18 protein-coding genes are annotated in these 24,376 nt (G+C 59.6%); 8 read left to right on the forward strand and 10 right to left on the reverse strand.

Going from position 1 to position 24,376, the window contains the following annotated elements:
* Nucleotide 1: 1 nt before the first annotated feature.
* Both QAO71_RS13170 and QAO71_RS13175 read right to left on the reverse strand, forming a co-directional pair.
* On the reverse strand, nucleotides 2–874 hold the full coding sequence (locus QAO71_RS13170) for a phosphate/phosphite/phosphonate ABC transporter substrate-binding protein (protein ID WP_280164648.1): 873 nt from the start codon (nucleotides 872–874) through the stop codon (nucleotides 2–4).
* Nucleotides 871–3,186 carry an EAL domain-containing protein gene (locus tag QAO71_RS13175; protein WP_280164649.1) on the reverse strand — a complete coding sequence of 772 codons (2,316 nt, stop codon included), beginning with the start codon at nucleotides 3,184–3,186 and terminating at the stop codon, nucleotides 871–873. Before QAO71_RS13175 ends, QAO71_RS13170 begins: the two co-directional genes overlap by 4 nt.
* 268 nt (nucleotides 3,187–3,454) lie before the next feature.
* On the opposite strand from QAO71_RS13175, the gene QAO71_RS13180 reads away from it, so the two are divergent.
* From QAO71_RS13180 to QAO71_RS13205, 6 genes are all read left to right on the forward strand, one after another.
* A complete protein-coding gene (locus QAO71_RS13180; protein ID WP_280164650.1) occupies nucleotides 3,455–3,895 on the forward strand; it encodes a prepilin-type N-terminal cleavage/methylation domain-containing protein in 441 nt (146 codons plus the stop codon).
* Complete coding sequence (locus QAO71_RS13185; RefSeq protein WP_280164651.1) at nucleotides 3,879–4,262, forward strand: hypothetical protein; 384 nt, start codon at nucleotides 3,879–3,881, stop codon at nucleotides 4,260–4,262. Before QAO71_RS13180 ends, QAO71_RS13185 begins: the two co-directional genes overlap by 17 nt.
* Nucleotides 4,259–4,975, forward strand: a complete 717-nt coding sequence (locus QAO71_RS13190) for a hypothetical protein (protein ID WP_280164652.1) — start codon at nucleotides 4,259–4,261, stop codon at nucleotides 4,973–4,975. Before QAO71_RS13185 ends, QAO71_RS13190 begins: the two co-directional genes overlap by 4 nt.
* 1 nt (nucleotide 4,976) lies before the next feature.
* Complete coding sequence (locus QAO71_RS13195) at nucleotides 4,977–7,109, forward strand: hypothetical protein (RefSeq protein ID WP_280164653.1); 2,133 nt, start codon at nucleotides 4,977–4,979, stop codon at nucleotides 7,107–7,109.
* Nucleotides 7,110–7,270: 161 nt separating this feature from the next.
* Complete coding sequence (locus QAO71_RS13200) at nucleotides 7,271–7,789, forward strand: GspH/FimT family pseudopilin (protein WP_280164654.1); 519 nt, start codon at nucleotides 7,271–7,273, stop codon at nucleotides 7,787–7,789.
* Between the two features lie 89 nt (nucleotides 7,790–7,878).
* Complete coding sequence (locus tag QAO71_RS13205; RefSeq protein ID WP_280164655.1) at nucleotides 7,879–9,321, forward strand: PLP-dependent aminotransferase family protein; 1,443 nt, start codon at nucleotides 7,879–7,881, stop codon at nucleotides 9,319–9,321.
* A 3-nt stretch (nucleotides 9,322–9,324) separates the two neighbouring features.
* Here the strand turns inward: QAO71_RS13205 and QAO71_RS13210 are convergent, their stop codons facing one another.
* Complete coding sequence (locus QAO71_RS13210) at nucleotides 9,325–11,520, reverse strand: hypothetical protein (RefSeq protein ID WP_280164656.1); 2,196 nt, start codon at nucleotides 11,518–11,520, stop codon at nucleotides 9,325–9,327.
* A 206-nt stretch (nucleotides 11,521–11,726) separates the two neighbouring features.
* Between QAO71_RS13210 and QAO71_RS13215 the strand changes: the two genes are divergently transcribed.
* Nucleotides 11,727–14,117 carry a DUF6351 family protein gene (locus tag QAO71_RS13215; protein WP_280164657.1) on the forward strand — a complete coding sequence of 797 codons (2,391 nt, stop codon included), beginning with the start codon at nucleotides 11,727–11,729 and terminating at the stop codon, nucleotides 14,115–14,117.
* Nucleotides 14,118–14,159: 42 nt separating this feature from the next.
* On the opposite strand, the gene argJ is transcribed toward QAO71_RS13215, so the two are convergent.
* From argJ to QAO71_RS13230, 3 genes are all read right to left on the reverse strand, one after another.
* Nucleotides 14,160–15,377, reverse strand: coding sequence for a bifunctional glutamate N-acetyltransferase/amino-acid acetyltransferase ArgJ (argJ, locus tag QAO71_RS13220; RefSeq protein WP_280164658.1), 1,218 nt, complete (start codon nucleotides 15,375–15,377; stop codon nucleotides 14,160–14,162).
* Between the two features lie 151 nt (nucleotides 15,378–15,528).
* A complete protein-coding gene (gene secA, locus QAO71_RS13225; RefSeq protein WP_036990244.1) occupies nucleotides 15,529–18,276 on the reverse strand; it encodes a preprotein translocase subunit SecA in 2,748 nt (915 codons plus the stop codon).
* Between the two features lie 187 nt (nucleotides 18,277–18,463).
* Nucleotides 18,464–19,396 (reverse strand): M23 family metallopeptidase, encoded by a 933-nt coding sequence (locus tag QAO71_RS13230; protein ID WP_036989456.1) that lies wholly within the window; start codon nucleotides 19,394–19,396, stop codon nucleotides 18,464–18,466.
* 91 nt (nucleotides 19,397–19,487) lie between these two features.
* Here QAO71_RS13230 and QAO71_RS13235 point away from each other — a divergent pair, with 91 nt between their 5' ends.
* Nucleotides 19,488–19,928, forward strand: a complete 441-nt coding sequence (locus tag QAO71_RS13235) for a DUF721 domain-containing protein (RefSeq protein WP_348273396.1) — start codon at nucleotides 19,488–19,490, stop codon at nucleotides 19,926–19,928.
* Between the two features lie 42 nt (nucleotides 19,929–19,970).
* On the opposite strand, the gene lpxC is transcribed toward QAO71_RS13235, so the two are convergent.
* The 4 genes from lpxC to QAO71_RS13255 all read right to left on the reverse strand — a co-directional run bounded on the left by lpxC (nucleotide 19,971) and on the right by QAO71_RS13255 (nucleotide 24,372).
* Nucleotides 19,971–20,882 (reverse strand): UDP-3-O-acyl-N-acetylglucosamine deacetylase, encoded by a 912-nt coding sequence (gene lpxC, locus QAO71_RS13240; RefSeq protein ID WP_036989454.1) that lies wholly within the window; start codon nucleotides 20,880–20,882, stop codon nucleotides 19,971–19,973.
* A 112-nt stretch (nucleotides 20,883–20,994) separates the two neighbouring features.
* Entirely contained in the window at nucleotides 20,995–22,167 is a 1,173-nt protein-coding gene (gene ftsZ / locus QAO71_RS13245; protein WP_036989453.1) for a cell division protein FtsZ, read from the reverse strand.
* Nucleotides 22,168–22,270: 103 nt separating this feature from the next.
* Nucleotides 22,271–23,503: a cell division protein FtsA gene (ftsA, locus tag QAO71_RS13250; protein WP_036989452.1), complete on the reverse strand. Its 1,233-nt coding sequence runs from the start codon at nucleotides 23,501–23,503 to the stop codon at nucleotides 22,271–22,273.
* Nucleotides 23,504–23,505: 2 nt separating this feature from the next.
* Entirely contained in the window at nucleotides 23,506–24,372 is an 867-nt protein-coding gene (locus QAO71_RS13255) for a cell division protein FtsQ/DivIB (protein WP_083392365.1), read from the reverse strand.
* Nucleotides 24,373–24,376: the final 4 nt, after the last annotated feature.

Below are 24,376 nucleotides of genomic sequence, written 5' to 3' on the forward strand. Positions count from 1 at the left end.
TTCAGCGCGGCGTCATCAACTGCAGCAGCGGCTCGTAGGCCTGGTGGGCGACCGGAATGATCCGCGCCGCCCGCTGCGATTGCAGAAAGACCTGCATCGCTGGCGAACGCTCGAGCATCAGTTCGCGAATCTGGGTTTTCAAGTCTTGACACAGCTCGCTGCTGAAGACGAAGGGATCATAGTGAATGGGTGCCGAGCGCCAGAGCACCCGTAGCGAATCGGTGGTGATAAGCCCGCGTCGGAGATACTCATCGGCACGTACGCTGGATACGAAAGCTGCCCCAACTCGCCCCAGCAACAGTGCATCCAATGCCTTGTCGTGTGATCCGGCATAGATCTGCCGATCGAAGTGCTGATGCAAAGGGCTGCCACCACTGACGGGGAATTCGCGGTGGGGGATCAGTGCTCCCGAAGTGCTGGCAGGATCGCTCAGCGCCAAGCGCTGCCCGCGGGTATCCTCCAGGCTATCCATGCCATTGTCGGCCCGCACCACCAGAATGGACTGGTAATAGTCCCCCGCCGACGAAAAATAACCACCCTGCATGGCCATGGAGGCAAAAGCCTCAATGCCGTCATTCTGCCGGTGCGCTGTGAGATAGGAGGCCGGACCGAGCAAGGCGATATCCGCACCACCGGAGACGATGGCATCAATTACGCTTTCATAGGAGCTGGAGCGCAGTATCTGTACTGGCATATCCAGCCCCTCGCTCAGCCACTCGGCCAGTGGCTGATATTCCTCGATAAGTTGGTCGATGTTCTTCACTGGCACCGTAGCGATGCTCAGTCCAGCCTGGCGGCAGTGCGCAGCGTCAGCCAGAACAACGGGAGCCTGCAGCGACAGCAGAAACACCAGACCACACAACAGGACTCTCATTCGGCATTGACCTTGGTGGCATGGAAACCACGCTCGAATTCAGCCACCTGTTCAGCGGGCATGGGCCGGCTGAAGTGATATCCCTGCACCAGGTCACAGCCGGCAAGACGGAGATAAACCAGTTGTTCTGGCGTTTCCACTCCCTCGGCCACCACCCGCAGCGACAGCCGCTTGGCCAGAGTAATGGTGAAGGACACGATCAGGCTGTCATCGTGGCTGTTGGATAACTGGGCGATCAGGCCACGGTCAATCTTCAGTTTGTTCACGGGCAGTGATTGTAGGTGCGCGAAACCGGCGTAGCCGCTACCGAAATCGTCCAGGCTTACTCCCAGCCCGGCAGCGCGTAGCGTTTCCAGGCTGGCAATAGCCATGCTTTCCTTCTCAAGAATAGCGGTTTCGGTAATTTCCAACTCCAACCGCCACGTTTCCACCCCCGTCTCAGCCAGTTGCCGCAACACCATACTGCTGAAATGCGGCTGACTCAGCTGTATCGCCGACACATTTACCGCCACCCGGGTATCGAGCCCTTCATCGCCCCAAGCGGCCAACTGCCGGCAAGCAAGCGTAATAACCTCCTCACCCAGCCCGATGATAAAGCCGCTGCGTTCGGCAATGGAAATGAAGCGGTCCGGGTAGATCAGCCCGAAATCAGGATGCTTCCAACGCACCAGCGCTTCGTAACCGGTGACCGACATCGAATCCAGGTCGATCTGCGGCTGATAGTGCAATACGAACTGGTGCTTTGCCAGCGCCTCGCCGAAGGCCTGCTCCAGATAGAATTCCTGCACATCGGCCACGTTCAATGACGGGTCGAAGAAGCGATATCGACCCCGGCCCGCCCGTTTGGCCGAGTACATGGCCGCATCCGCATGGCGAATCAAGCTGTCCACATCCTGACCATCACGCGGGCAGATACTGATACCGATACTCGGGCTGGTATTCACCTCGCTATCTTCCAATTGATAGGGCGCCGACAGCCGCTGCGTCAATTGGTCCACCCAACTGATGATCTGCTGCTCGGTGCGACTACCTGCCAATAGCACCACGAACTCATCACCACCGAAACGGGCCGCCTCGTCACCCGGCTCAAGCAGGCGGGTGATGCGCCCGGCAACTGCCTGCAACAGCAAGTCACCGATGCGATGACCGAGGGTATCGTTGATGGATTTGAACCGGTCCAGGTCGATGAACAATACAGCCAGCAGCCGTCGCCTGCTGCGTTGCTCAACCAGTTGCCGACTGGCCACTTCAATGAATTGCCGACGATTGAACAGCCCGCTGAGGTGGTCGGTGGAAGCGGCGCGGCTGCTGCGCTCATGTTCGCTTTCCAGGCGGGCGATCAACTGCTGGTTCTCCCCCTGCGATTGCTGCAAGGTGCGCAGTGCCGCCTGTTGGCCGTGCAGCATCCTGACCATCCAGAATACGCAGATCAACACCGCCAGGGTCATGACGCCATTGAACAACAACTGGCGCGATTGGCCGGCGCGAAATGACTGCAGTATCTCGTCGTACTGCTTGCTGATCACCACGGTGAAGCCATGCTGCGGCATGCCATGGAAGGCGCTTTGATAGAGCTTGCTGCCCACCCGCGAGGTGTACACGGCGCTACCATCCTGGCCAGGCGCCGGGCTCAGGGTCGCTCCGCCAATGATCACGCCACTGGAGTCGGCTCGCATGCGCTCCCTGTTGCTGGCATCCAGTAGCTGGATGAAGCCGGTCTGGCCGAGATCGATGTAGTGATACAGACTGACCAGATAGCCGATATCCATCTCCACCAGCATGACCTGGCCGTCACTGCCGGCCAGGGGAACGAGAAAGGGCAGACGCCAGTTGGGAAACGGCCAGTGCGTCTGGGCGTCGCCCAGGGCCGGCGGAATGAAAGGCTCGTTGGCCGTGACCTCGGTATCGCTATGCAACCTCTCAAGCCAGGCCGGTGGCAGCACCGCAAGACCGGCCTCATGACTGGCAAACAGTAACTGCCCCCGCGCCCCGAACACGCTCAATCGATTGAACACCGGGTCACCGGCCAGCAGCCTGGACAGGCGCTCGGCCACGTCACCACCCTGCTGTTGCTCACTGCGGTAGATACCACCGGCGGCCTTGGCACGGTCGGCCATCTGCCGCAGGTTCTCCGCAATAATGACCGACAGGTTCAGGTGCTCCGCTGCCTCGGCCTTCAGCCGCTCATCATGAATCTGGTCGTTGTGGTAGTAGAACATCACCCATAGAAACAGCACGATCAGCGCGCCCGATATGACGATGGCGCGCTGGACGAGACCGATTGGAACAGGCGAGCTGTGATGGTTGGCCATGGGGTACCGATTAGGAAAGAGACGCTATCAATCAGAATAGTGGCACAAAGGCATTACATAGAGATTGCAGCATCTTCTTGCCATGGCGCGAGGGCAAATGATCGGAACTGGCCGTTTGGCCAAAGGTCAGAAGTCTTTCCTACAACTACACACCGGGCTCGCCCTATGTGCTCGAAGCCATCGGCCAGGGCGCCATGGCCGGCTGCGAGCTGACTCTCAACGGCGCCAACGAGCGTACCGCCAGCGCAGCCTGCGCGATAGGTTCGTCATGGTAGGCAGCAGGCAATCGACCGGCTTCACCCTGGTGGAGCTGATGGTGGTGGTGCTCATCATCGGCCTGCTCGCGGCTGCCGCCGGTCCCTTTACCGGCGCCTGGACAGACAGCGCCAGCGTGCACAAGGCCCAGGGATATCTCGACCAGGCTGTTCGCCACGCCCGCGCCGTAGCACTGCGCAACGAATTCAAGGCTACCGGCGACGATCCCGCCGCCCGCCTGGTGTTCGATACTGGCAACCGGGAAATCAGGGTTTGCCGTGATCTGAACGATGCCAGCTGTCGGGACGCCTGGTGGAATGTGGACATCCCTGCCGGGGTCGAACTTGACCTGCCCGCCGGCAATGCCATCGAACTGACCAACCGGGGTTTGCCGACGCAGCCGGTGCGCATCCGCATTTCCCGGGGAGGCGAGAGCCATGACTATGTCCTTTAAGGAGCATGGTACTTCGCTATTGGAGGCCATGATCGGCATCCTGCTGGTGGCGACCATGGGGCTGGGTCTGCTCATGGTGATATCCAATACCCTGAGCATTCAATCCCACGGCATTACCGAGAACCAGATTCTCACCGGCCTGCGCAATCTGACCATGCTGGACGACAACGAGATAGTGCTGGGGGTGACCGGCAGCGATGGCGGCCGCCAGGCGCTGACAGTGCCGGTGCAGCGGATCGCGGTCGACTCGGAGGTGGTGATCGATATCGGCGGTGTCAGCCGGACCATCAGCGTGCCCGGCGAGCGCCTGGAGGTGCACAGCGAGGAGTACATTTCCGGCGACGGGCGCATCGTGGTGGCGCCATGAGGTCCGGCCGCAACAGGCAATGCGGTGCGACCCTGGTCAGTCTGATGGTCGGGCTGGTGGTGTCGATGGTCGCAGTGCTGGGCATGCTGGCCCTGTATCGCACCGCCGTGCAGGTAACCAGCGAATCCACCCGCTACGCCCGGGTTACCGGCGACCGGGCCGCGGCGATCATCAATGCCGAAACCCTGTTGCAAAATGCCGGCTATGGCATTGACGGGGCCGTCCTCGCCTCGGCCGTAGTGCTCTGTGACGACATCAGCGCTGGCAGCAATGGCTATCAACCCAGCAGCTGCACAGCTGCCATCGTCGATCAGCAGCAGCCGGTGATGATCTGGCGTTTCGCGACCCTGGCCGCGCCGCTGGGCAGTGGACCCGCCGCCTCTCGATGCGAAGGGCTGGCCATCGAGAATGGGCAACTGCTGTATCTGCACGCCCTGCCCTGTGCCAGCACCACCGCCCTGCCCAGCTGGTCGCATGACGACGTGTCGGTCCTGTTCGCCACCTCCGGACTGGCCGGTGGCGTATTTGCCGGAATCGAACTGGAAAGCGAGCCCTGCGCCGCCTTCGGCGTGGGCGGCACGGGGACAATCATGGCGACTCTGGAGGCTCATCACCCGATTACCGACGATCCCGAGGACTACCGCCCTACCGATCCGGCCACCTTTCGGCAGTTCTTCTCCCGCACCTGCCTGACCAATATCGGAGGAAGTTGAGATGCAGTCCCGGTTCCGGCAACGCGGCATCGCTACCATTCTCATTGTGGTGTTGCTGGGCTTTTCTCTGTCGGCAACCATCCTCGCCGGGCTGAGCCAGGTGCGCTCGTCACAGGAACTGGGCGTGAGCCTGCACAGCCAGACGGTGACCCAGAAGCGCGCCTGGTCCGCAGCCGAAGCGCTGCGCCAGTACCTGCAACAGACGGCCGATAACCATGAGGACTGGACGGCCTTCGTTGCCCAGTTCTCCCCGCAGATTCAAGCCTACCCGGACATTCGCATGACGGGCTTCGAGGGTCTGGAGGCCCGTTTTACCGGTGTCGACTTTACCGATAGCGAACATCTGCTGTTCTCGACCACCATTACCGCCACGACCGCGCCAGACACCCGCATCGCCACCAACAGCTCGCTGCAGCTGACCTTCGCCATCCAGCCGCCGACTGCCGGAGGCACCGGCCCGACGGGTCCACCGAGCCGCAATGTCATTCACTTTCACGACGGTCTCGATATCAGCGGCGGCATCAATATCCATGCGGAGGCAGGGGAGGAATATGATGTGTTCGTCGAGGGCAACGTCAATATCGGCAGCGTCTCTCTGACCGGCATCGATACCATTCGCTCAACCCATTCCATCGCCTATCAGGGCGGCTCCGGCGGTGATTTTCGGGAGCTGCATGCCAGTTGCGATGTCAGGGTCGCCAATGTCGACGGCTTCAATATCGAAGCCATCCGCGCCACCAATAATGTCTGTGTACAGAACACAGCGAGCACTTCACTGATCGAAGCCAACGGCTTCGTCACCGTGGCCGGCGGGCAGCACGGCGGCATCTGGGCCAGCGCCAATCACGACGGCGTCGCCAGCTGCGCCATCGGCTCCGCCCGGCACTGTTCGGGTAACACCTACGGAGTGAATATCGAATGGTCGACACCGGTACGACAGGTGCACACCAAGGGCCAGATTCGCGCCCGGGAAGCCGCCGCGACGGTTGATCGCTGGCGGGCGGAACAACAGATCCTGCTCGATAGCTGCCCGGACCAGCGCGCCGATATCGTCTCGCGGACAGGCGTGCAATTTCCGTCCCGGTGCACCGCCCGCGCCGTGGTCAATCCGCAACTGCGGTTATCCATTCCCCTGGTGCCACCCGTACTGATCGAACAGGCAATATTCGATGCCAATCAACTGCGGGACTCGGCGCACTATCTCTACCGTCGCCATAATGGCGCCACCCGGGTGATCATTCGCAACGTACGGGGAGTCCGCGACAGCGATGACCCGAGCAACCCGCCGGATGTTCGGGCAAACGGCTATTATCACCGGTCGGCACGGGACACTTCAGTCAACTGGAACCGCATGGTCGCCAACCATGCCTGCACCACGCCTGCAACCAGCATGGCGGACCGGGACAACTGCCGACGCCTGGCAACCGCGTTGAACGATACCACCGCCCTGCCCGCCTACGGCAGCAGTGGGTGGGTTCTCGATGGCGTCCATCATGCTCCCGGCGTAGTACTGCTGGAAGGCGATGTTCGGATTGCCAATGGTCACTACACCAATACGTTCATCGCCGCGGGCAGTCTGCAGATGGTCTCGAGCAGCAACAGCATCGCCGCACCAAACTATATCGGCCCAAGCTCCAGAACGGTGGCCATACCGGAATTTTCCAGCCCCAGCTTCCAGGGCGTATGCAGCAACACCTACAGTCTGGCGCCGGCGGATTTCTGCTCCGGCAGCAGTTTTGACTATTCTGCCCTTGGCGGGCTGGGCAACTTCGCCCTCCAGGCTGGCAGTTGCCCGCCGGGATCACCTGGCAGCTGTTCGCCTGCGCAATACATCGGTGGCAACATCAGCATCGCCGGTCCAGTGCTGGGGGCAATCAAGGCCGGCAACATGTTCAACACCTCCGGCAATACCCGGGTGGAAGGCTATGTCTCGGCACTGGCCCTGGGCAACACACAGGGCACCAGCAACCGCATCGGCAATCGCACCGTGATCGATCTGCGCCGCCTGCCCCCCGGCTATGACCCTACCGCCGGCGCGGTGGAAGGGGGATCGTCAGAAGGCGGCGGCGAGAACGGCGACGGCAGCGCAGGCACGCCGGGTATCGTTGAGCTGAAGTGGTCGCGCTATCTGTGAGGTGGATCAACGTGACAAGCGTGAACCCTCTCGCAGATTCAGCCCTTAGTCCTAGCAGCCTGGATTGGCTGCGGTACACTTTCCAGTTCCGGAGATACCAGATCATTTCCATTTAAACGGGCAGCACAGGCAGTAGCCCCTACACCAGGGAGGACTACGCCATGCGTTGTCGTGGATTTACCTTGATTGAAATCATGGTAGCGATCGCCGTACTGGCCATCCTGTTGTCCATCGGCCTGCCCGCCTTCGGCAGCCTGATCGACAACCAGCGCATGGACAGCAGTGTCAACAGCCTGCTGCGCAGCATCAACCAAACCCGCACAGAAGCCACCCGCCGCAACCGCCACATCACCATGGCGCCATTGTCAGGCGACTGGAGCAATGGCTGGAACATTTTCATCGATGCCAATAACAATGGCGCACTCGATGCCGGCGAGATCGTTCTGCATGAAGAGCTGCCCGCCCGCGTCCACCATGTGCATGTCAACTCACCGCTCGCCAGTTACCTGCGCTACAACGCTCAGGGCGAGTCGGAACTGTTGAACGGTGGTTTTCAGTCAGGAACATTTTCATTCTGTCCCAATGAGGCAGATGCCAAGGGGCGACAAGTGATCATCAACCGGATCGGGCGGGCGCGGCTGCAAGCGGCGGAGATCCCGGCAGCGAACTGTCCCAGCTAGATCATCAGCTATACAGCGATATCGGAGCAGTTATACTCCTTGCTTAAGAGGAAAAATAAAAACCTATAACCTCATGGAGACTGCTTCCCTTGCTGGGTCAGGATCTTTACCTATACGAGAGTATCAGCCTGCAGCTGCGTCGCCATATCGAGGGCGGCAGCTACAGACCTGGGCAGCGCCTGCCCTCCGTGCGCAGTCTCAGTCGTCTTTTCAACACCAGCGTCAACACCATAATCCAGTGCCTGCGCCAGCTTGAGCAGGAAAATTACATCGAAATAAGAGCCCGCTCGGGTACCTTCGTAGCCGCCTGCCCACCCGCGATTACCACGGGGGCTGCCGAGTTCGAATTCCTGCCGGTCGAGATATCGCTGAGCGATGATATTTTGCACTATATGGAACCCCATCATCAGCTCGACCTGATCCACCTGGGCATTGCGCTGCCCGACCCGCAATTGATGCCCATGGAGCGCATCATGACCACCCTGAGGGATATAACCCGAAAGCAGCCGCTTGACGTCTGGGACTACACCCACCCGAAAGGTCATCAGCGTTTTACGCTCCAGCTTGCCCGGCGTAGTCTCCACTACCCTAATCCGATTTCCCAGGACGATGTCATCATCACCAACGGCTGCATGGAGGCCATCGATCTCGCCCTGCGCACTGTCACCCGGCCAGGTGACACCGTAGCGGTTGAGTCTCCAACCTATTACGGCACCTTGCTCGCGCTGGAGGTGCTGCGGCGCAAGGTACTGGAAATTCCTACCGATCCGAGCCATGGCATTTGCCTGACAACACTTGAGCTGGCATTCAAGCATCGTCGCGTGAGTGCCTGCCTGGTATCGCCCAACGCGCAGAACCCACTTGGGTTCACCATGTCAGAGGAAAACAAACAGAAGCTGGTTGAGCTGGCCACCCATTACAATATTCCCATCATCGAGAATGATGTCTGGGGCGACACCCTCTACTCCGACGGAGCTATGCCGGCCAAGGCCTATGACCATGCCGGGATGGTTCTGTATTGCCATTCTTTCTCCAAGTCCCTGATACCGGGTATCCGGCTGGGCTGGGTGGCTCCCGGCCGCTTTCACCATCGGTTGCGCGAATTGAAACTGGTGAGCAGCATTACCACTGCATCGGCTCCACAACTGCTGCTGGCTCGGCTGATGGAAAGCGGATTCTATGCCCAGCATCTGGTCTCGCTACGCCAGCAACTGGCGGCCCAGGCTGATCGAGTACGCCAGGCAGTACTGGAATGGTTCCCACCGGGCACCTCGGTACAGCAACCCAGCGGCGGCTGTGTGCTATGGGTAGTTCTACCAGCGCATATGAATTCCCACTCATTATTTGAAGAAGCTCTACAAAGCGGAATTCATATTTTCCCAGGAAGCGTTTTTTCTCCCGGACAGCGATACGCGCACTGCCTGCGCTTGAATGTCGGAAAGCCAGTAAACCCAGCTGTATTGCAAGCCGTGCGCCGCCTGGGGGAGATCGCCCGAAGGGCTGGCCAGCCCCACGGAGGGGCCGACCTCTGAATGCTAATCCTGTCGTGACACACCGGTGTAATCGTCGCTATAACAGGGCTCATCCCCACAGACGTCGATCACCGAGCCATTACGTTGCATAAAGGCGGATTTCTGCAAGCGAGCTGCCACCGTATTGCGTGGCGAACTATGTGGATCCTTCCCGTAAGCGGGATTCGGTCCGGTATTGTTGGTCGGCGGGAATGGGTTACCATCCCAACCGCCACCCGGCCGTTCCACTTCCGCGCCGGAATCCCAGATCATGAGGGCGTGCCCATGGTGAGGGTATTGTTCGATACGCTGGATACCAAATAAGGGATTGGTGTCGGGGCTTTCCCCAAGCCGGGCAGTAGGCTCATGCACAGCGGCATCGATGGTCCGTGCAATGATCTCGGCACTCCATTGAGTTACCTGATAATCCCCCAGCGCCACATGCAACAGCACATGCTTGTCTGCCGGCGTGTTCGGTAGGTGTTGACCAGCAAGATGGCTCAGATAACCATTGTTTTCAGCGCGGTCCCAGAGCATTTGCATCAATGCAAAATTCAATGATTGATCCAGACCATCAGGATAGGCGGCGTAGAGTACTGGCGCGAAGCGTTGATTGAACGGACCATAGCGCCTCAGCAGCAGACTGTAGTTACTGCCTGGCACGCCAAGCACACCGCGGTGAATGTTGGGCGCTGTCGCCACCAGAGCGCCACCCAGGATGCCACCCTGACTATTGCCGTCGTAAAATACTTCCGCCGGATCGTATATCAATTGCCCGTTGTGCTTGAATTCACCAGCCGTCGCAAAACCGTCGGGATGGCGCATGAGCTCCGCCAGGTACATGAAGTTCAACAGACCCTGTTGGCTACGATCCAATTGTCGAGGCAGCCCGGTCAGATCCGCCATGATCTTATGGATATTACCTGCGAGAATGTCGTCCTGGGCCATGCCTATCCAATCGGTAGCGCAAAAGAGGATATTGTGCTTGTCCTGCATAGCGCGAACGTTACTGCTGCCGAACTCGCCCCCGCTGATGCTGTAGGTACTTTCCCCAAACAACCCGTGACCATACAGTGCGGCCCTCGCCGGTTGCACGGTCGGAGCGTTGAAGTCGGTCGCCTTGATCGGTACCTGACAGCGGAAATTGGCCTGGATCATACTGTTGCTATCCAACACTTCTGGCAGTGCATCTGGATCATCACTGGTGTAATTGAAGGATGCACCCACTCCGCCACCGGGCTCGTTAAGGTAGTTGGGCACGGCGAAAGTGCCCTTGATATTACGGCTGAGGCTGCCGGCGGGGTTATCCCGCACCTCGGTGATCTGGAAGGCAGGCGCACCGCCAGCCAGTCGTTCAAAGGCATCGTCACGAATGGCCAGTAGGCGCTCCGTGAGTGACTGCTGGCTGGCAATAGTGAAATCCCAAGCCAAAGTCAGTTCCTTGCGCTCTACCCCAGCCTCCTGCAGTACAGCAAAGATCTCTTCCATCGCATCACGACGCGCCTCGAAAACGGGCTCATCCGTATCGATCCTGTCCCGATAGGCCCTGAACAGTTCGTTGACTTCCAGCAGCTCGCCTTCAGCATCGCGTGCGTTACGGATCATCGCAATATAGCGTTGGCCTTCTTTAAAGTTCTCAGCAGGCCGGATAATAAGAGCCTGCTCGGCGGGGTCCGGGTTATTTACATCCAGTTCAGCCCAGATAAGCTGCGGCTCCAAGGTGGCTGCGTTAATGACCATAATGGGCGCATCCGGCTCAAGGGATGGTTCCACGTCGGTAATCTTGGCAGCGCCGGTCTGCTCCAGATCAATACCGGGCAGGTGGGCCAGCAACATGGAACCCGGGGAGAAGCCATCATTGCGGTTCCACTGGGCAGGCCCCATAGGAGAGGCTTCGGTGGTCTTGATAGGTACGTAGCGGGTATTTTCAGGTGAAACGGGTAGGTCTACCGGTTGCGCAACTGGCATACCGCGGACATCGAAATTAGCCCTCAGTCCGGTAGGCGTACCATTATCCTGGCGAGTGAAGAAATTATTGGGGAAAGGATAAAGGCAATTGGCTAGAACGGTGTGATCGCAGTAGGTGGCCGACTCCACTTCAAAACCACTCAGATCCACTTTCTCGGCGGGTCTGGAGCTACTGGATCCTCCTGAACTCCAGCAGCCCTGGAGCATCAACAGACCACAGGCCGTTGCGAGAACGATACGCTTGTGATGCATGACTGTTTCCTTTAATTGTTGTTGTACATGCAGATTAGATAATACCCACTCAGGAAAACAGGCACAGTTGGGTGCAAACCACTCAAACAGTCAGTGGGTCTCATTCGTCGCGCTGTTTCAGTCAGATCAGACAATCTGTACCTGTTTTCCCTCCAGAGGGAGGCATAGGATCAAGGCTCCATAATAAGAAGACAGAGCGAGCCATTATGAAACCTGCAAAATTCTATTGGCTGCCCGGCGCAGCCAGCCTGCTAGTGATCGCCTTGACGGGATGCCTGAGTTCCGGAGGCTCAAGCTCCCGCTCCGACAATGCCCCTGACCTAGAGCTGAGCGTATTGTCCAGCGCAGCAGACCAGGTCAGCGGCGGCAGCGTTCTGGTTACGCTGGATGGCGATGCTGCTCAAATCGACGAGGAGCTGGATCAGCTCGAGTTCTGGATCAATGATCAGGAAGTGCAGCCCGCGCGTCTCAGCCGCCACAACGATCGCCTGGAAATCCTGCTTGAAGGGTTGGCGCAGGGAGAGAACCAACTGGAGTTGCACCATGCCAAGCATGGTCCATTGCATGACATTGCCCTGACCAATCATCCAATCACCGGACCTATCTTCTCCGGGCCGCAGCAGTATCCTTTTGTCTGCACCTCGGTTTCCGAACTGGGTAGGCAGCCGCTGGTGGATACCGAGGGTGACGCTGGATTCCCGGTGTACGACGACAATGGTACGCAGGTCGGCTTGAGCAAGGATTGCTCGATTGAGCCCTACGTGGTGTTTCTATACCGGACCAATGCCACCAACCCTACCTATCGACCCTTGCCAGCGGATGGTTCGCGCCCCGCTGATATGGCCACCACCACCCTCACCGATGGTCGGGTAGTGGATTTCATCGTCCGCCAGGAGCGCGGCACCATCAACCGCTTCCTCTACAGTTTCGCTACCCTCGCTACGCTGGGGGATGCCGCCGATGCCGCAGCAACGGACAAATGGAACGGGCGTCTGCTGTTCCACTTCGAAGGTGGCGTCGCCATTGGCCATACGCAGGGGCGAGTCAGCGGTAGGGCCCTGGCGCCGGAAGTGCTGGGCAAAGGCTACGCGGTCATTTACTCGTCGGGCACCCGTACCAACGCCCATTACAACCTGCAGGTGGGTGGCGAGACCGCGCTGATGGTCAAGGAGCATTTCATCAAGCGCTTCGGCACCCCGGATTACACCGTTGCCATTGGCGGATCGGGTGGCGGTATCCAACAATATGTCTATTCGCAGAACCACCCGGATCTGCTGGATGCTGGTGTGCCGCAATACTCCTATCCCGACATGGTCACCCAGACAATCCACATCGGCGACTGCGAGCTGCTCGAATACTATATGGACGCTACCGACCGCAACAACCCGTTCTGGCGCACTACCGCCAACCGTAGCCTGCTGGTCGGGTTGAACTCGACCGACGCCTACCCTGACCCCTTTGCTGGCGCAAAAAACATGCTGGGCTATAGCACCGCACCCGGCATGACCGAATGCATCCCCGCTTGGCGTGGCTTGACGCCGTTGGTGATGAATCCGCACTACGGCCAGGCCACAAACCAGGGGCAGATGCAGCCGCCCGGTGTGATGAACGATGTGCAATGGACCCATTATGATGACCTGCGCAACATCTACGGGGTCGATGACAATGGCAACCCACGCACCCTGTTCGACAACGTGGGCGTGCAATATGGGTTGAAGGCACTGAACGACGGAGATATTACCCCTGCCGAGTTCCTCAAGCTGAACAGCCAGATCGGTGGCTGGAAGCATCCCAACGAGATGATTCAAGAGGGCTTCCCGTTCATCGGCACCGAGGCTGACGTCCTGGAGGACCCTTCCCGGTTCGACCCCTGGAGCAGTCGCAACATGCGCTTGAGCCCGGATGGCAACAGCCCGGCTCCACGTACCGAGGGTGACCTGCAGGCCATCAATGCCGCCTATGAATCGGGCATGGTATTCGATGGGCAGCTGAACATGCCGGTTATCGACTGGCGGCATTATCTGGAAGAAGTGCTGGATATGCACAACAGCCATCAGTCCTTCTCCGCCCGCCAGCGTATCCGCAACCGGATGGGCAACTCGGACAGCCAGGTGATCTGGTTCACCGATGCCCGGCCAACCGACCTGAGCGATCCCGACGAGCCGCAGCCGCGGGAGGATTTCGACCAGACCTGGATGGCTCTGGACGTATTGCATGAGTGGCTGATGAATATCCGCGCCAACCCGGAGGACGGCATCGCCGGCAACAAACCTGCCGCGGCAGTGGACAGTTGTTTCGAAACCAATGGTGACCTGAAAGCTGCGGGACAGGATGTATGGGACGGCATACTGGATAACAGCCCCGCCGGGGCCTGTACTAACCTGTTCCCGACCTACACCACGTCACGGATGATCGCCGGTGGGCCGATCGAGGGAAGCATCTTCAAGTGCGCGCTGAAGCCGGTTAGCACTGCGCTCACGGACGGCACCTATGGCAGCTGGAACCCCACCACCGAGCAGGTAGCTGAGCTCAATGCCATCTTCCCGCAAGGCGTTTGCAATTACGCTCAACCGGATCAAGGCAGACCCGGCAGTTGAAGCCGAGCCGGTACGCCCTGCGGGCGTACCGGCACTGCCGTCTCAGGTACGGTATTCGGCGTTGATACGTACGTACTCGTGAGACAGGTCGGTGGTCCAGATGGTCTCGCTGAACTCGCCCCGGCCCAACTCGATGCGGATGGTGATTTCAGCCTGGGCCATCACCCGAGCGCCCTGCTCTTCGGTGTATTCCGCGGCGCGGCCACCATTGCGGGTAATGCAGACCTCATCGAGATATACGTCGATGCGCTCCACATCCAGATCCGGCACTCCGGCGTAACCAACCGCAGCCAGAATTCGACCCCAGTTCGGATCGGAGGCAAACAGCGCAGTCTTGATCAGCGGTGAATGAGCCACGGCATAGGCCACATCCAGACACTCGTTGCGGTTACCGCCACCGTTGACCTGCACGGTAACGAACTTGGTGGCGCCTTCGCCATCGCGCACGATCGCCTGCGCCAGCTCCAGTATGACGGCATTTACCGCTTCGGCCAGTTGGGCATATTCACTGCTCGCCGGATCGGTGATTTCTGCCATCGCCGCCTGACCGGTGGCGATCAGCATGCAGGAGTCGTTGGTGCTGGTGTCACCGTCGATGGTGATGCGATTGAAAGACAGATCGGCGGCCTGACGCAGCAATTGTTGCAGTACCGGCTGCGCCACCTTGGCATCAGTCGCCACGTAGCCGAGCATGGTCGCCATGTTCGGGCGAATCATGCCGGCGCCCTTGGAGATGCCGGTAATGGTCACCGTCTGGCCTGCCAGTTTGATCTGCCGGCTGGCACCTTTGGGCTGGGTGTCGGTGGTCATGATGCCTTCGGCGGCCATGGCCCAGTTATCCTCAGCCAGGTTCGCCAGCGCCTGGGGCAATACCGCAATGATCTTGTCCGCTGGCAACAGCTCACCGATGACCCCGGTACTGAAAGGCAAAACCTGGTCCGGCTCGACACCCGTCAGTTCGGCCAGGGCAGCGCAGGTCTTCAGCGCTGCGGCCATACCGGGTTTGCCGGAGCCGGCATTGGCGTTACCGGTATTGACCAGCAGATAGCGTGGCGCCTGAGTCAGGTGCTGCTTGCACAGGGTAACCGGTGCGGCGCAGAAGGCATTGGTGGTAAACACCCCGGCGATCGCCGTGCCCGGCACCGCCTCCATCACTACTACATCTCGGCGCCCAGGCTTCTTGATACCAGCAGAGGTAATACCGAGACGAAACCCGGGAACCGGGTGCAGAGCGGGAAGAGGACCGAGTCCGACGGGCATGAAAGGAACTCCAGAAATAGAATAGGTAGAAACTGAATGGCACTTACTTAAGGTTTTTTACAATTGGCATTCCACCATACTCCGCCATCCTTGGCGCAGGCCGAGGATGACGGGGTTGAGGGTCTACTCCCGACAGGGCGGGACGTCGTAATCAGCCGATCTTGCCGTGACACTGCTTGTATTTCTTGCCCGAGCCACAGGGGCAAGGGTCGTTCCGGCCGATCTTGGGGCCGTCGCGGGTGATCGGCGTACCGGGCATTGAGGTTGCCGGTTCACCGGTCTGCTCCTCAGCCTGCGCTTCTTCGCCGACTCCAGGCAGCTCCTCATGCTTGAACTGCATACGCTTGGCCAGCTCCTCGGCCTGCTGACGCAGCCGGGCTTCTTCCGCGGCCGGGTCTTCCCGACGTACCTGCACGTGGCTGAGCACACGAATGGTATCGTTCTTGATCGATTCGAGCATTTCCTCGAACAGATTGAAGGCCTCGCGCTTGTATTCCTGCTTCGGGTTTTTCTGGGCGTAGCCGCGCAGATGGATGCCCTGACGCAAATGGTCCATTGTAGCCAGGTGTTCCTTCCACAGATCGTCCAGTACCCGCAGCAACATCTGCTTCTCGAACGAACGCAGTGCTTCCGGTCCGGTCAGTTCTTCCTTCTCGGCGTAGGCGTTGTTCAGTTCATCCTGCACGCGCTGACGAACGCCTTCTTCGTGCAGGGTGTCGTCCTCATCCAACCACTGCTGAATGGGTAGATCCAGCGCCAGTTCGGTACGCAGGTGCTGCTCCAGGCCGGGGATATCCCACTGCTCGGGTACGCTCTGCGGCGGCATGTATTGGCTGATCGTATTATTCACCACATCCGCACGGATGGCCTTGATCGTCTCTTCCACGGAGTCCGCGGCGAGAATCTCGTTGCGCTGGGTATAGATCACCTTGCGCTGCTCGTTGGCCACGTCATCATATTCCAGCAGCTGCTTGCGGATATCAAAGTTGCGGCCTTCGACCTTGCGCTGGGCCTTCTCGATGGCGTTGGTGACCATGCGATGCTCGATAGCCTCGCCCTTCTCCATCCCCAGCGCCTTCATGAAGTTCTTCACCCGATCCGAGGCGAAAATACGCATGAGGTTGTCTTCCAGCGACAGGTAGAAGCGGCTGGACCCCGGGTCACCCTGACGGCCGGAACGACCACGGAGCTGGTTGTCGATACGGCGGGATTCGTGGCGCTCGCAGGCGATGATATGCAGACCGCCGGCATCCAGTACCTGCTGGTGGCGTTCCTGCCATTCGGCCTTGATCTGATCAATTTGCTCGGGGGTGGGGTCTTCCAGGCTGGCGATTTCCGCTTCCCAGCTACCGCCGAGGATGATATCGGTACCACGACCAGCCATGTTGGTGGCGATGGTTACAGCGCCCGGCCGACCGGCCTGGGCAATAATCTCAGCTTCCTTCTCGTGATACTTGGCGTTGAGTACCTGGTGCGCGATGCCTTCCTTGTTCAGCAGCTGGGACACTACCTCGGAGGATTCGATCGAGGCGGTACCCACCAGCACCGGACGCCCGCTCTCCTGGCATCCCTTGATGTCGGCGGCAATGGCGGCGAACTTCTCACCGATGGTCAGGTACACCAGGTCGTTGTAATCCTTGCGGATCATCGGCTGGTTGGTAGGAATAACCACCACGTCCAGATTGTAGATCTGGCGGAACTCGAAGGCTTCGGTGTCAGCGGTACCGGTCATGCCGGCCAGCTTGTTGTACAACCGGAAATAGTTCTGGAAGGTAGTCGAGGCCAGGGTCTGACTCTCAGCCTGTATATTCAATCCTTCCTTGGCCTCGATGGCCTGATGCAGCCCCTCGGAGAGGCGGCGACCCGGCATGGTGCGGCCGGTGTGCTCATCAACCAGCAACACCTGGCCGTCCTGCACGATGTACTCGACGTCGCGGTGGAACAGAGTGTGCGCGCGCAGGCCCGAGTGTACATGGTGCAGCAGGTTGAGATTCTGCGCCTGGTACAGGCTGTCGCCTTCGGCCAGCAGGCCTTCGCGGGTGAGCAACTCCTCGACGTACTGATGGCCGTCTTCGTTGAGCTCGACCTGACGGGTCTTCTCATCGATGAAGTAATGACCGTCCACGCCCTCTTCGCCCTCTTCCGCCCTGACGCCGCGCTTGAGCAGCGGGATCAGTTTGTTGATGGCAGTGTAGAGCTTGGAGCTGTCCTGCGCCGGGCCGGAAATGATCAACGGAGTCCGCGCTTCGTCGATCAGAATGGAGTCCACTTCGTCGACAATGGCAAAGTTCAACTCGCGCTGGAATTTGTCTTCCAGGCGGAACGCCATGTTGTCACGCAGGTAGTCGAAGCCGAATTCGTTGTTGGTGCCGTAGGTGATGTCGCAACGGTAGGCAGCACGCTTTTCCGCCGGGTCCTGGAAAGGCACGACCACCCCGACGCTGAGGCCAAGGAACTCATGCAGCGGACGCATCAGGTTGGCGTCGCGGCGGGCCAGGTAGTCGTTCACCGTGACCACATGCACACCCTTGCCGGACAGCGCGTTCAGATAGGCTGGCAGGGTGGAGACCAGCGTCTTGCCCTCACCGGTCTTCATCTCGGCGATCTTGCCTTCATGCAGGACCAGACCACCGATGAGCTGCACATCGAAGTGCCGCATGCCCATCACCCGCTTGCTCGCTTCACGCACCAGGGCGAAAGCTTCGGGGAGGATGGAGTCGAGACTTTCGCCTTTGCTTACCCGTTCCCTGTATTCAACGGTCCGGGCTTTGAGCTCGTCATCGCTCAGACCGTTCAAGCCTTCCTCGAGTGCATTGATGGCATGAACGATCTTGTTCATGCGTTTCAACTCACGCTCGTTCTTGCTTCCAAACATCTTCTTCAATAAAGGCGCAAACATAATCGACTTCGATATCCATGTGATGATGGCAAGGCTGGCCCGTGCGCAGGCCATTCACCGAAAAAACCATTCTACTCTGAAAGTCTGGAGACAATAAACCGCCGTTGCGGCAGAGCAGATGGCGGCGAGCAAAGGGGAAGACCCGAAGACCCGGCATAAGCCGGGTTTGGGTGAGTAAGGCAGGGAGTTATTTCAGGGCGAGAAAGCGTGCCGGATTGATGGCCATGCCGTTGTGGTAGACCTCCAGATGCAGATGCGGTCCGGTTGAGCGACCTGTCGAGCCGACGGTTGCGACCTGCTGCCCCTTCTTCACCAACTCACCTTTCTTGACCAGCAAGTCCTGGGCGTGAGCATAACGGGTCTTGTAGCCACCCGCATGACTGATCTCAATCATGTTGCCATAGGCGCCACGACGGCCGGAGAACGTCACCACGCCCGCTCCCAGGGCATGAATCTCCGTACCTCGCGGAGCAGCGAAATCCAGCCCCGAATGCATGGCCGAGCGACGGGTGATGGGGTCGGTGCGCCGACCGAAGCCGGAGGAAATATAACCGGTCTGCACTGGAATGAAATCCAGCATGGCATTGGCGTCGTTGTGCCGGTTGAGCATCAACTCTTCCAGCAGCCGCAATTGCTGGGTGCGATCGTCGATCCGGGCAGACAGGCGATCAAGCACCGTCTGAATGTCAGCACCCTCATAGGAGTCGCTGTGGCTCGGCAACTCCGGACCACCCATGCCAGGGTCGGTACTGAAGTTGAATTCGCCGTCAGACAGGTCGGCCAGTTCGGTAAGTCGTTCACTCAGGGCGTCAAGACGCGACAGCCGGGTCTGCAACCGACTCAGCTGCTGAGTCATGTGCTCCAGCTGTACCTGGGATTCTTCCTTTATATAGTCGCTCTCAAGCTCATACCCTTCGAGAGACTGCTCCCAGATCTGTTCATAATCCAGCGCGGCACTGGATTCTTCAATGGCCTTGCCGGCCCCGCTTAACTGCCAGGTTATCACTGCGGCGGCAATCGGCATGGCGAGCACCGCCATGATGCCGGAAATGACCCAGGGCGAGCCGAGCGTCAGTGCCTTGGTAGCACCCTCGCGCCCGGTAAGAATGATGATGTTCAATATTGTAGATCCCCAAAATCTTCCTGCGGTTCTGGTACGATGACCGCTGATTCAGCCACTCCGGACGACACGATGTCTTTTCATCCTCTGCATGCCCGTCGCCGGCGACCTGCTAAGAACCCACTCCACCCTGAAGGGCCTTTTCAATCAGGCAAGGGCCGTAGAACGATTGCAGATTCTGCTCGAATCCGTACTCGAACCCGCCGCCAGAGAGCATTGCCGCGCAGCATCCTATCGTGATGGCGTGCTTCGGTTGCTGGTGGCCGACAGTCAGTGGGCAACCCGGGTCCGATATCAGCAACGACGCCTCATCCGACAACTTCAGGCTTACGCGGAATTCGCCACCTTAACGAAAATCCACTGCAAGGTACAACCGCCATTGGTCAAAAAAGCACCACCAGTTCGCAAAATGAGGCGATCGGCGGTGGCAGCGGATAGTCTGAGCGAGACCGCAGGCCATATCAGCGACCCGAATCTGCGCTCGGCATTGGAACGCCTGGCGCGCCACCATCGCGGCGAATCAGACGAATAAAAAACGGCCACCGAGGTGGCCGTCAAACGAAACGAGAAAAAATCAGACCGCAGCGGCCGGGCGCATGAAGGAGATGGGCGCGGTTCCGGCATCTTCAAAGGTGACTATTTCCCAAGCATCGGCATTGGCCAGCAGCGCGCGCAGCAGCTTGTTGTTGAGCGCATGCCCCGACTTGAAGCCGCGGAATTCGCCCACCAGGCTCTTGCCCAGCAGATAAAGATCGCCGATGGCATCGAGAATCTTGTGCTTGACGAATTCGTCCTCGTACCGCAGGCCGTCTTCGTTGAGTACGCGATACTCATCCACCACGATGGCGTTATCCACGCTGCCACCCAGCGCCAGGTTCTGCGAGCGCAGGTACTCGATATCCCGCATGAACCCGAAAGTCCGGGCGCGGCTGACTTCCTTGACGAAAGACGTGCTGGAGAAGTCCACGCTGGCAAACTGGCTCCGGCCACGGAAGACCGGATGATCGAAGTCGATGCCGAACGATACCTTGAATCCCTCGAAAGGAACGAAGGTAGCCGTCTTGCCCTCTTCTTCAACCGTGATTTCACGCTTGATGCGAATGAACTGTTTCGGAGCTTCCTGTTCCTCGATGCCTGCTGACTGAATCAGGAATACGAAAGGACCGGCGCTGCCATCCATGATCGGCACTTCGGGGGCACTGAGCTCTACCACGGCGTTATCGATACCCAGACCGGCCATGGCTGACAGCAGGTGCTCGACAGTGTCCACCTTGACACCATCCTTGATCAGGGTGGTAGACATGGTGGTTTCGCCCACGAATTCCGCACGCGCCGGGATCTCGACCACAGGGTCGAGATCGGTCCGGAGGAACACGATGCCGGTATCCACCGGCGCCGGTTTCAGCGTGAGGTAAACCTTCTCACCCGAATGCAGGCCAACACCGGTGGCCCGGATGATGTTCTTCAGTGTGCGTTGTCTGATCATGCTTGAACTGGCTTCCGCTCTAGTTGCGAATAATTTTCAACAAGTGGCGCACATCATAGCAAAACCCGCCTTCGTTGAACACTAATCAGCCCTATTCCATCGATTGATCAAATCAATCTGCCTGACGACGCAGGAAGGCCGGGATGTCCAGATAATCCAGGTCTTCAGCCGGCTGGGTCAGACGTGCCGCGGCTGCACTGCCGCCCGCGTTGGAATTGCGCATGACGGTCGGGCGGTCCAGATCGCGGTAGTTCGGCGCGGTCGCATCCGACTGACGGGCTGCTGCCGGTGCCGGAGTATTATCTACCACCTTCACTGGTTTCTCCATGCGCGCGCCCAGACCGGTGGCGACCACGGTGACCCGCAGCTCGTCGCGCAGCTCGGGATCGATCACGGTGCCGACCACTACAGTGGCGGTTTCCGAGGCGAATTCCTCAACGGTATTACCCACTTCCGAGAACTCGCCCAGGGACAGGTCCGGACCAGCGGTAATATTGACCAGGATACCGCGGGCACCCATCAGGTTGACATCTTCCAGCAGCGGGCTGCGGATTGCCGCTTCGGCAGCTTCACGGGCACGGTTCGGGCCGCTGGCGTGGCCGGTACCCATCATTGCCATACCCATTTCGCTCATCACGGTCTTCACGTCGGCGAAGTCGACGTTGATCATGCCGGGGCGGATGATCAGGTCAGCGATGCCCTGTACCGCGCCCAACAGTACATCGTTGGCTTTGCTGAAGGCCGACAGCAGGCTGGCGTCCTTGCCCAGAACGGTCAGCAGCTTCTCGTTGGGGATGGTGATCAGCGAGTCGACGTGTTGACCCAGCTCGCGGATACCTTCTTCGGCGATCTGCAGACGCTTGCGGCCTTCGAACGGGAACGGCTTGGTCACTACGGCCACGGTCAGGATACCCATTTCACGGGCGACCTCGGCCACGATCGGCGCCGCGCCGGTACCGGTACCACCGCCCATGCCGGCGGTAATGAATACCATATCAGCACCCTGCAGCACTTCTGCGATACGCTCGCGATCTTCCATCGCGGCTTCGCGGCCGACCAGCGGGTTAGCGCCGGCACCCAGCCCCTTGGTCACGGCCGAGCCCAGTTGCAGCACGGTGCGCGCGGTCATGTTCTTCAGGGCTTGAGCATCGGTATTGGCGCAGATGAAATCCACACCTTCAACATTGTTGACCACCATGTGCTGCAGGGCGTTGCCACCGCCACCGCCGACACCGACGACCTTGATCACTGCGTTTTGCGGGAGGTTATCAATTAATTCAAACATGGTCCCATCTCCTCGAGTCTGACACTCGTCTTGTTTCATCTGGTTTCGTTTCGTTTGGTACCGCTTGCCGGGTTACCCCCGGCTGCCCGCTTGTGCGGGTCTGTTAAAAATTCCCCTTGAACCACCGCTTAACTTTGATCAGCGGCGACTCCCTGCTCTGCTCCGAGCTACTTTGATTGCCATCGGCATGGTGCTTCATGCCGTAGTGCAACAGCCCCACCCCCGTTGAGTAGATGGGGTTGCGCACCACGTCAGCCAGTCCCTTGAATTCCTGCGGTACGCCCAGGCGCACCGGCATATGGAATATCTCTTCGGCCAGCTCGACAGCACCTTCCATCTTGGCGGTGCCGCCAGTCAGTACGATGCCGGCCGGAATCATGTCTTCGTACCCGGACCGGCGCAGCTCGGCCTGGATCAGGGTGAACAGTTCGTCGTACCGCGGCTCGACCACCTCCGCCAGCGCCTGGCGTGACAGGTCCCGCGGCGGGCGTTCACCCACGCTCGGAACCTTGATGGTCTCCTCCGGGCCGGCCAGTTTGGCCAGTGCGCAGGCGTAGCGGATCTTGATCTCTTCAGCGTGCTGGGTCGGGGTGCGCAGGGCCATGGCGATATCATTGGTCACCTGATCGCCGGCAATCGGAATCACCGCGGTATGGCGGATCGCGCCCTCGGTGAAGATGGCGATGTCAGTGGTGCCACCGCCGACATCCACCATGCACACGCCCAACTCTTTCTCATCCTCGGTCAGCACCGAGTAGCTGGAGGCCAGTTGTTCGAGGATCACGTCCTCGACTTCCAGGCCGCAGCGACGGATGCATTTCTCGATGTTCTGCACTGCATTCATGGCGCAGGTGACCAGATGCACTTTGGCCTCCAGCCGCACGCCGGACATGCCACGGGGCTCGCGGACGCCTTCCTGGTTATCGATCACATATTCCTGCGGCAGGATGTGCAGCACTTTCTGATCAGCGGGAATGGCTACCGCCTGGGCTGCATCCAATACACGCTCAATATCCGCCTGCACCACCTCGCCCTCACGAATGGCCACGATGCCATGGGAGTTCATGCTGCGGATGTGGTTACCGGCGATGCCGGCGAACACCGAATGAATCTGGCAGCCAGCCATCAGCTCGGCCTCTTCGATGGCGCGCTGAATGGACTGCACGGTGGATTCGATATTCACCACCACGCCCTTCTTCATGCCGCGGGACGGATGCGAGCCGATGCCGACGATTTCCAGCTCACCGTCTGCGCCGAACTCGCCGACCAGAGCGACTACCTTGGAGGTGCCGATATCCAGTCCGACGATCATCCTGCTACCCTGCTTGCTTGCCATGATTACTCGTTACTCCCCGATTGAATCGTTGCAGGCTCGCGCCATGCCACTGCCATGCCGTTGCTGTAGCGCAGATCGACCCGCGCAATGAGTTCGCGGCGGTCCGACAGCATCAGCTTGTCGATGGTCAGAAAGCGCTGCATTTTTTCCACCACATCCCCCTGCCCCAGCAGGATCTCGATTCCTTCGCGGGTGGTCAGGAACCAGCTGCCGCGGTCCCGTAATTCCAGTTGCGCCACGCGATGCCCGTAGGGCCGCAGTAGCCGGTTGAATTGCTGATAGGTCTGCATCACCCGGCGCTTGGTCCGTTCCGGCCCGTTCAACAGGGGCAAACCTTCAAAGCTGTCGATATGCTCTGGCACAAAGGCCCGTCCAGCGTTGTTCAATAGTGCTGAATCCCCCCACCGCGCCACCGGCAGGTGCTCGTCCAGCGTGATCACCAACTGGTCCGGCCAGACCCGCGTGACCGCTGCGCTGGCGACCCAGGGCATGGCGATAAGGTCCGCGCGCAGCGCCTCCAGATCGATGGTCAGCAGGCTCTCTTCCAGATACGGCTCGATGCTCTGATGCACCGACTCGCGGTCGATGTACTGCAGATCGCCTTCGACATTGATCAGGCTGATAGGCCGCTGCGCCAATGGCTGCAGGCGGTTGGCCAGCTCGTACAGTCCCATGCCCAGCACCACCAGCAACAGCGGCCAGAGCAGTTGCTGCATGCGGCGTGCGGCGTCATTGACAGACGGCATGCTCAACCGCGGCCAGCTGCGTGGGGCCGGCGGGGTCACGCGCACGGCGCCCCGGTTCGGCGCATTGCGCCGCCCGGCAGTCCTGCCTGCGCGTTGGTCCCGGATCATCAGCCCCAGCAACATGTGC

Origin of the sequence: Halopseudomonas sp. SMJS2 (genome assembly GCF_029866945.1) — a bacterium.
GTDB classification, from domain to species: Bacteria; Pseudomonadota; Gammaproteobacteria; order Pseudomonadales; family Pseudomonadaceae; genus Halopseudomonas; species Halopseudomonas bauzanensis.

What these genes read in the sequence shown, in the direction of transcription:
- QAO71_RS13170 (WP_280164648.1), bottom strand. Translation starts at nt 874, where the DNA reads ATGAGAGTCCTGTTGTGTGGTCTGGTGTTTCTGCTGTCGCTGCAGGCT.
- QAO71_RS13175 (WP_280164649.1), bottom strand. Translation starts at nt 3,186, where the DNA reads ATGGCCAACCATCACAGCTCGCCTGTTCCAATCGGTCTCGTCCAGCGC.
- QAO71_RS13180 (WP_280164650.1), top strand. Translation starts at nt 3,455, where the DNA reads ATGGTAGGCAGCAGGCAATCGACCGGCTTCACCCTGGTGGAGCTGATG.
- QAO71_RS13185 (WP_280164651.1), top strand. Translation starts at nt 3,879, where the DNA reads ATGACTATGTCCTTTAAGGAGCATGGTACTTCGCTATTGGAGGCCATG.
- QAO71_RS13190 (WP_280164652.1), top strand. Translation starts at nt 4,259, where the DNA reads ATGAGGTCCGGCCGCAACAGGCAATGCGGTGCGACCCTGGTCAGTCTG.
- QAO71_RS13195 (WP_280164653.1), top strand. Translation starts at nt 4,977, where the DNA reads ATGCAGTCCCGGTTCCGGCAACGCGGCATCGCTACCATTCTCATTGTG.
- QAO71_RS13200 (WP_280164654.1), top strand. Translation starts at nt 7,271, where the DNA reads ATGCGTTGTCGTGGATTTACCTTGATTGAAATCATGGTAGCGATCGCC.
- QAO71_RS13210 (WP_280164656.1), bottom strand. Translation starts at nt 11,520, where the DNA reads ATGCATCACAAGCGTATCGTTCTCGCAACGGCCTGTGGTCTGTTGATG.
- QAO71_RS13215 (WP_280164657.1), top strand. Translation starts at nt 11,727, where the DNA reads ATGAAACCTGCAAAATTCTATTGGCTGCCCGGCGCAGCCAGCCTGCTA.
- argJ (WP_280164658.1), bottom strand. Translation starts at nt 15,377, where the DNA reads ATGCCCGTCGGACTCGGTCCTCTTCCCGCTCTGCACCCGGTTCCCGGG.
- secA (WP_036990244.1), bottom strand. Translation starts at nt 18,276, where the DNA reads ATGTTTGCGCCTTTATTGAAGAAGATGTTTGGAAGCAAGAACGAGCGT.
- QAO71_RS13235 (WP_348273396.1), top strand. Translation starts at nt 19,488, where the DNA reads ATGCCCGTCGCCGGCGACCTGCTAAGAACCCACTCCACCCTGAAGGGC.
- lpxC (WP_036989454.1), bottom strand. Translation starts at nt 20,882, where the DNA reads ATGATCAGACAACGCACACTGAAGAACATCATCCGGGCCACCGGTGTT.
- ftsZ (WP_036989453.1), bottom strand. Translation starts at nt 22,167, where the DNA reads ATGTTTGAATTAATTGATAACCTCCCGCAAAACGCAGTGATCAAGGTC.
- ftsA (WP_036989452.1), bottom strand. Translation starts at nt 23,503, where the DNA reads ATGGCAAGCAAGCAGGGTAGCAGGATGATCGTCGGACTGGATATCGGC.
- QAO71_RS13255 (WP_083392365.1), bottom strand. Translation starts at nt 24,372, where the DNA reads ATGTTGCTGGGGCTGATGATCCGGGACCAACGCGCAGGCAGGACTGCC.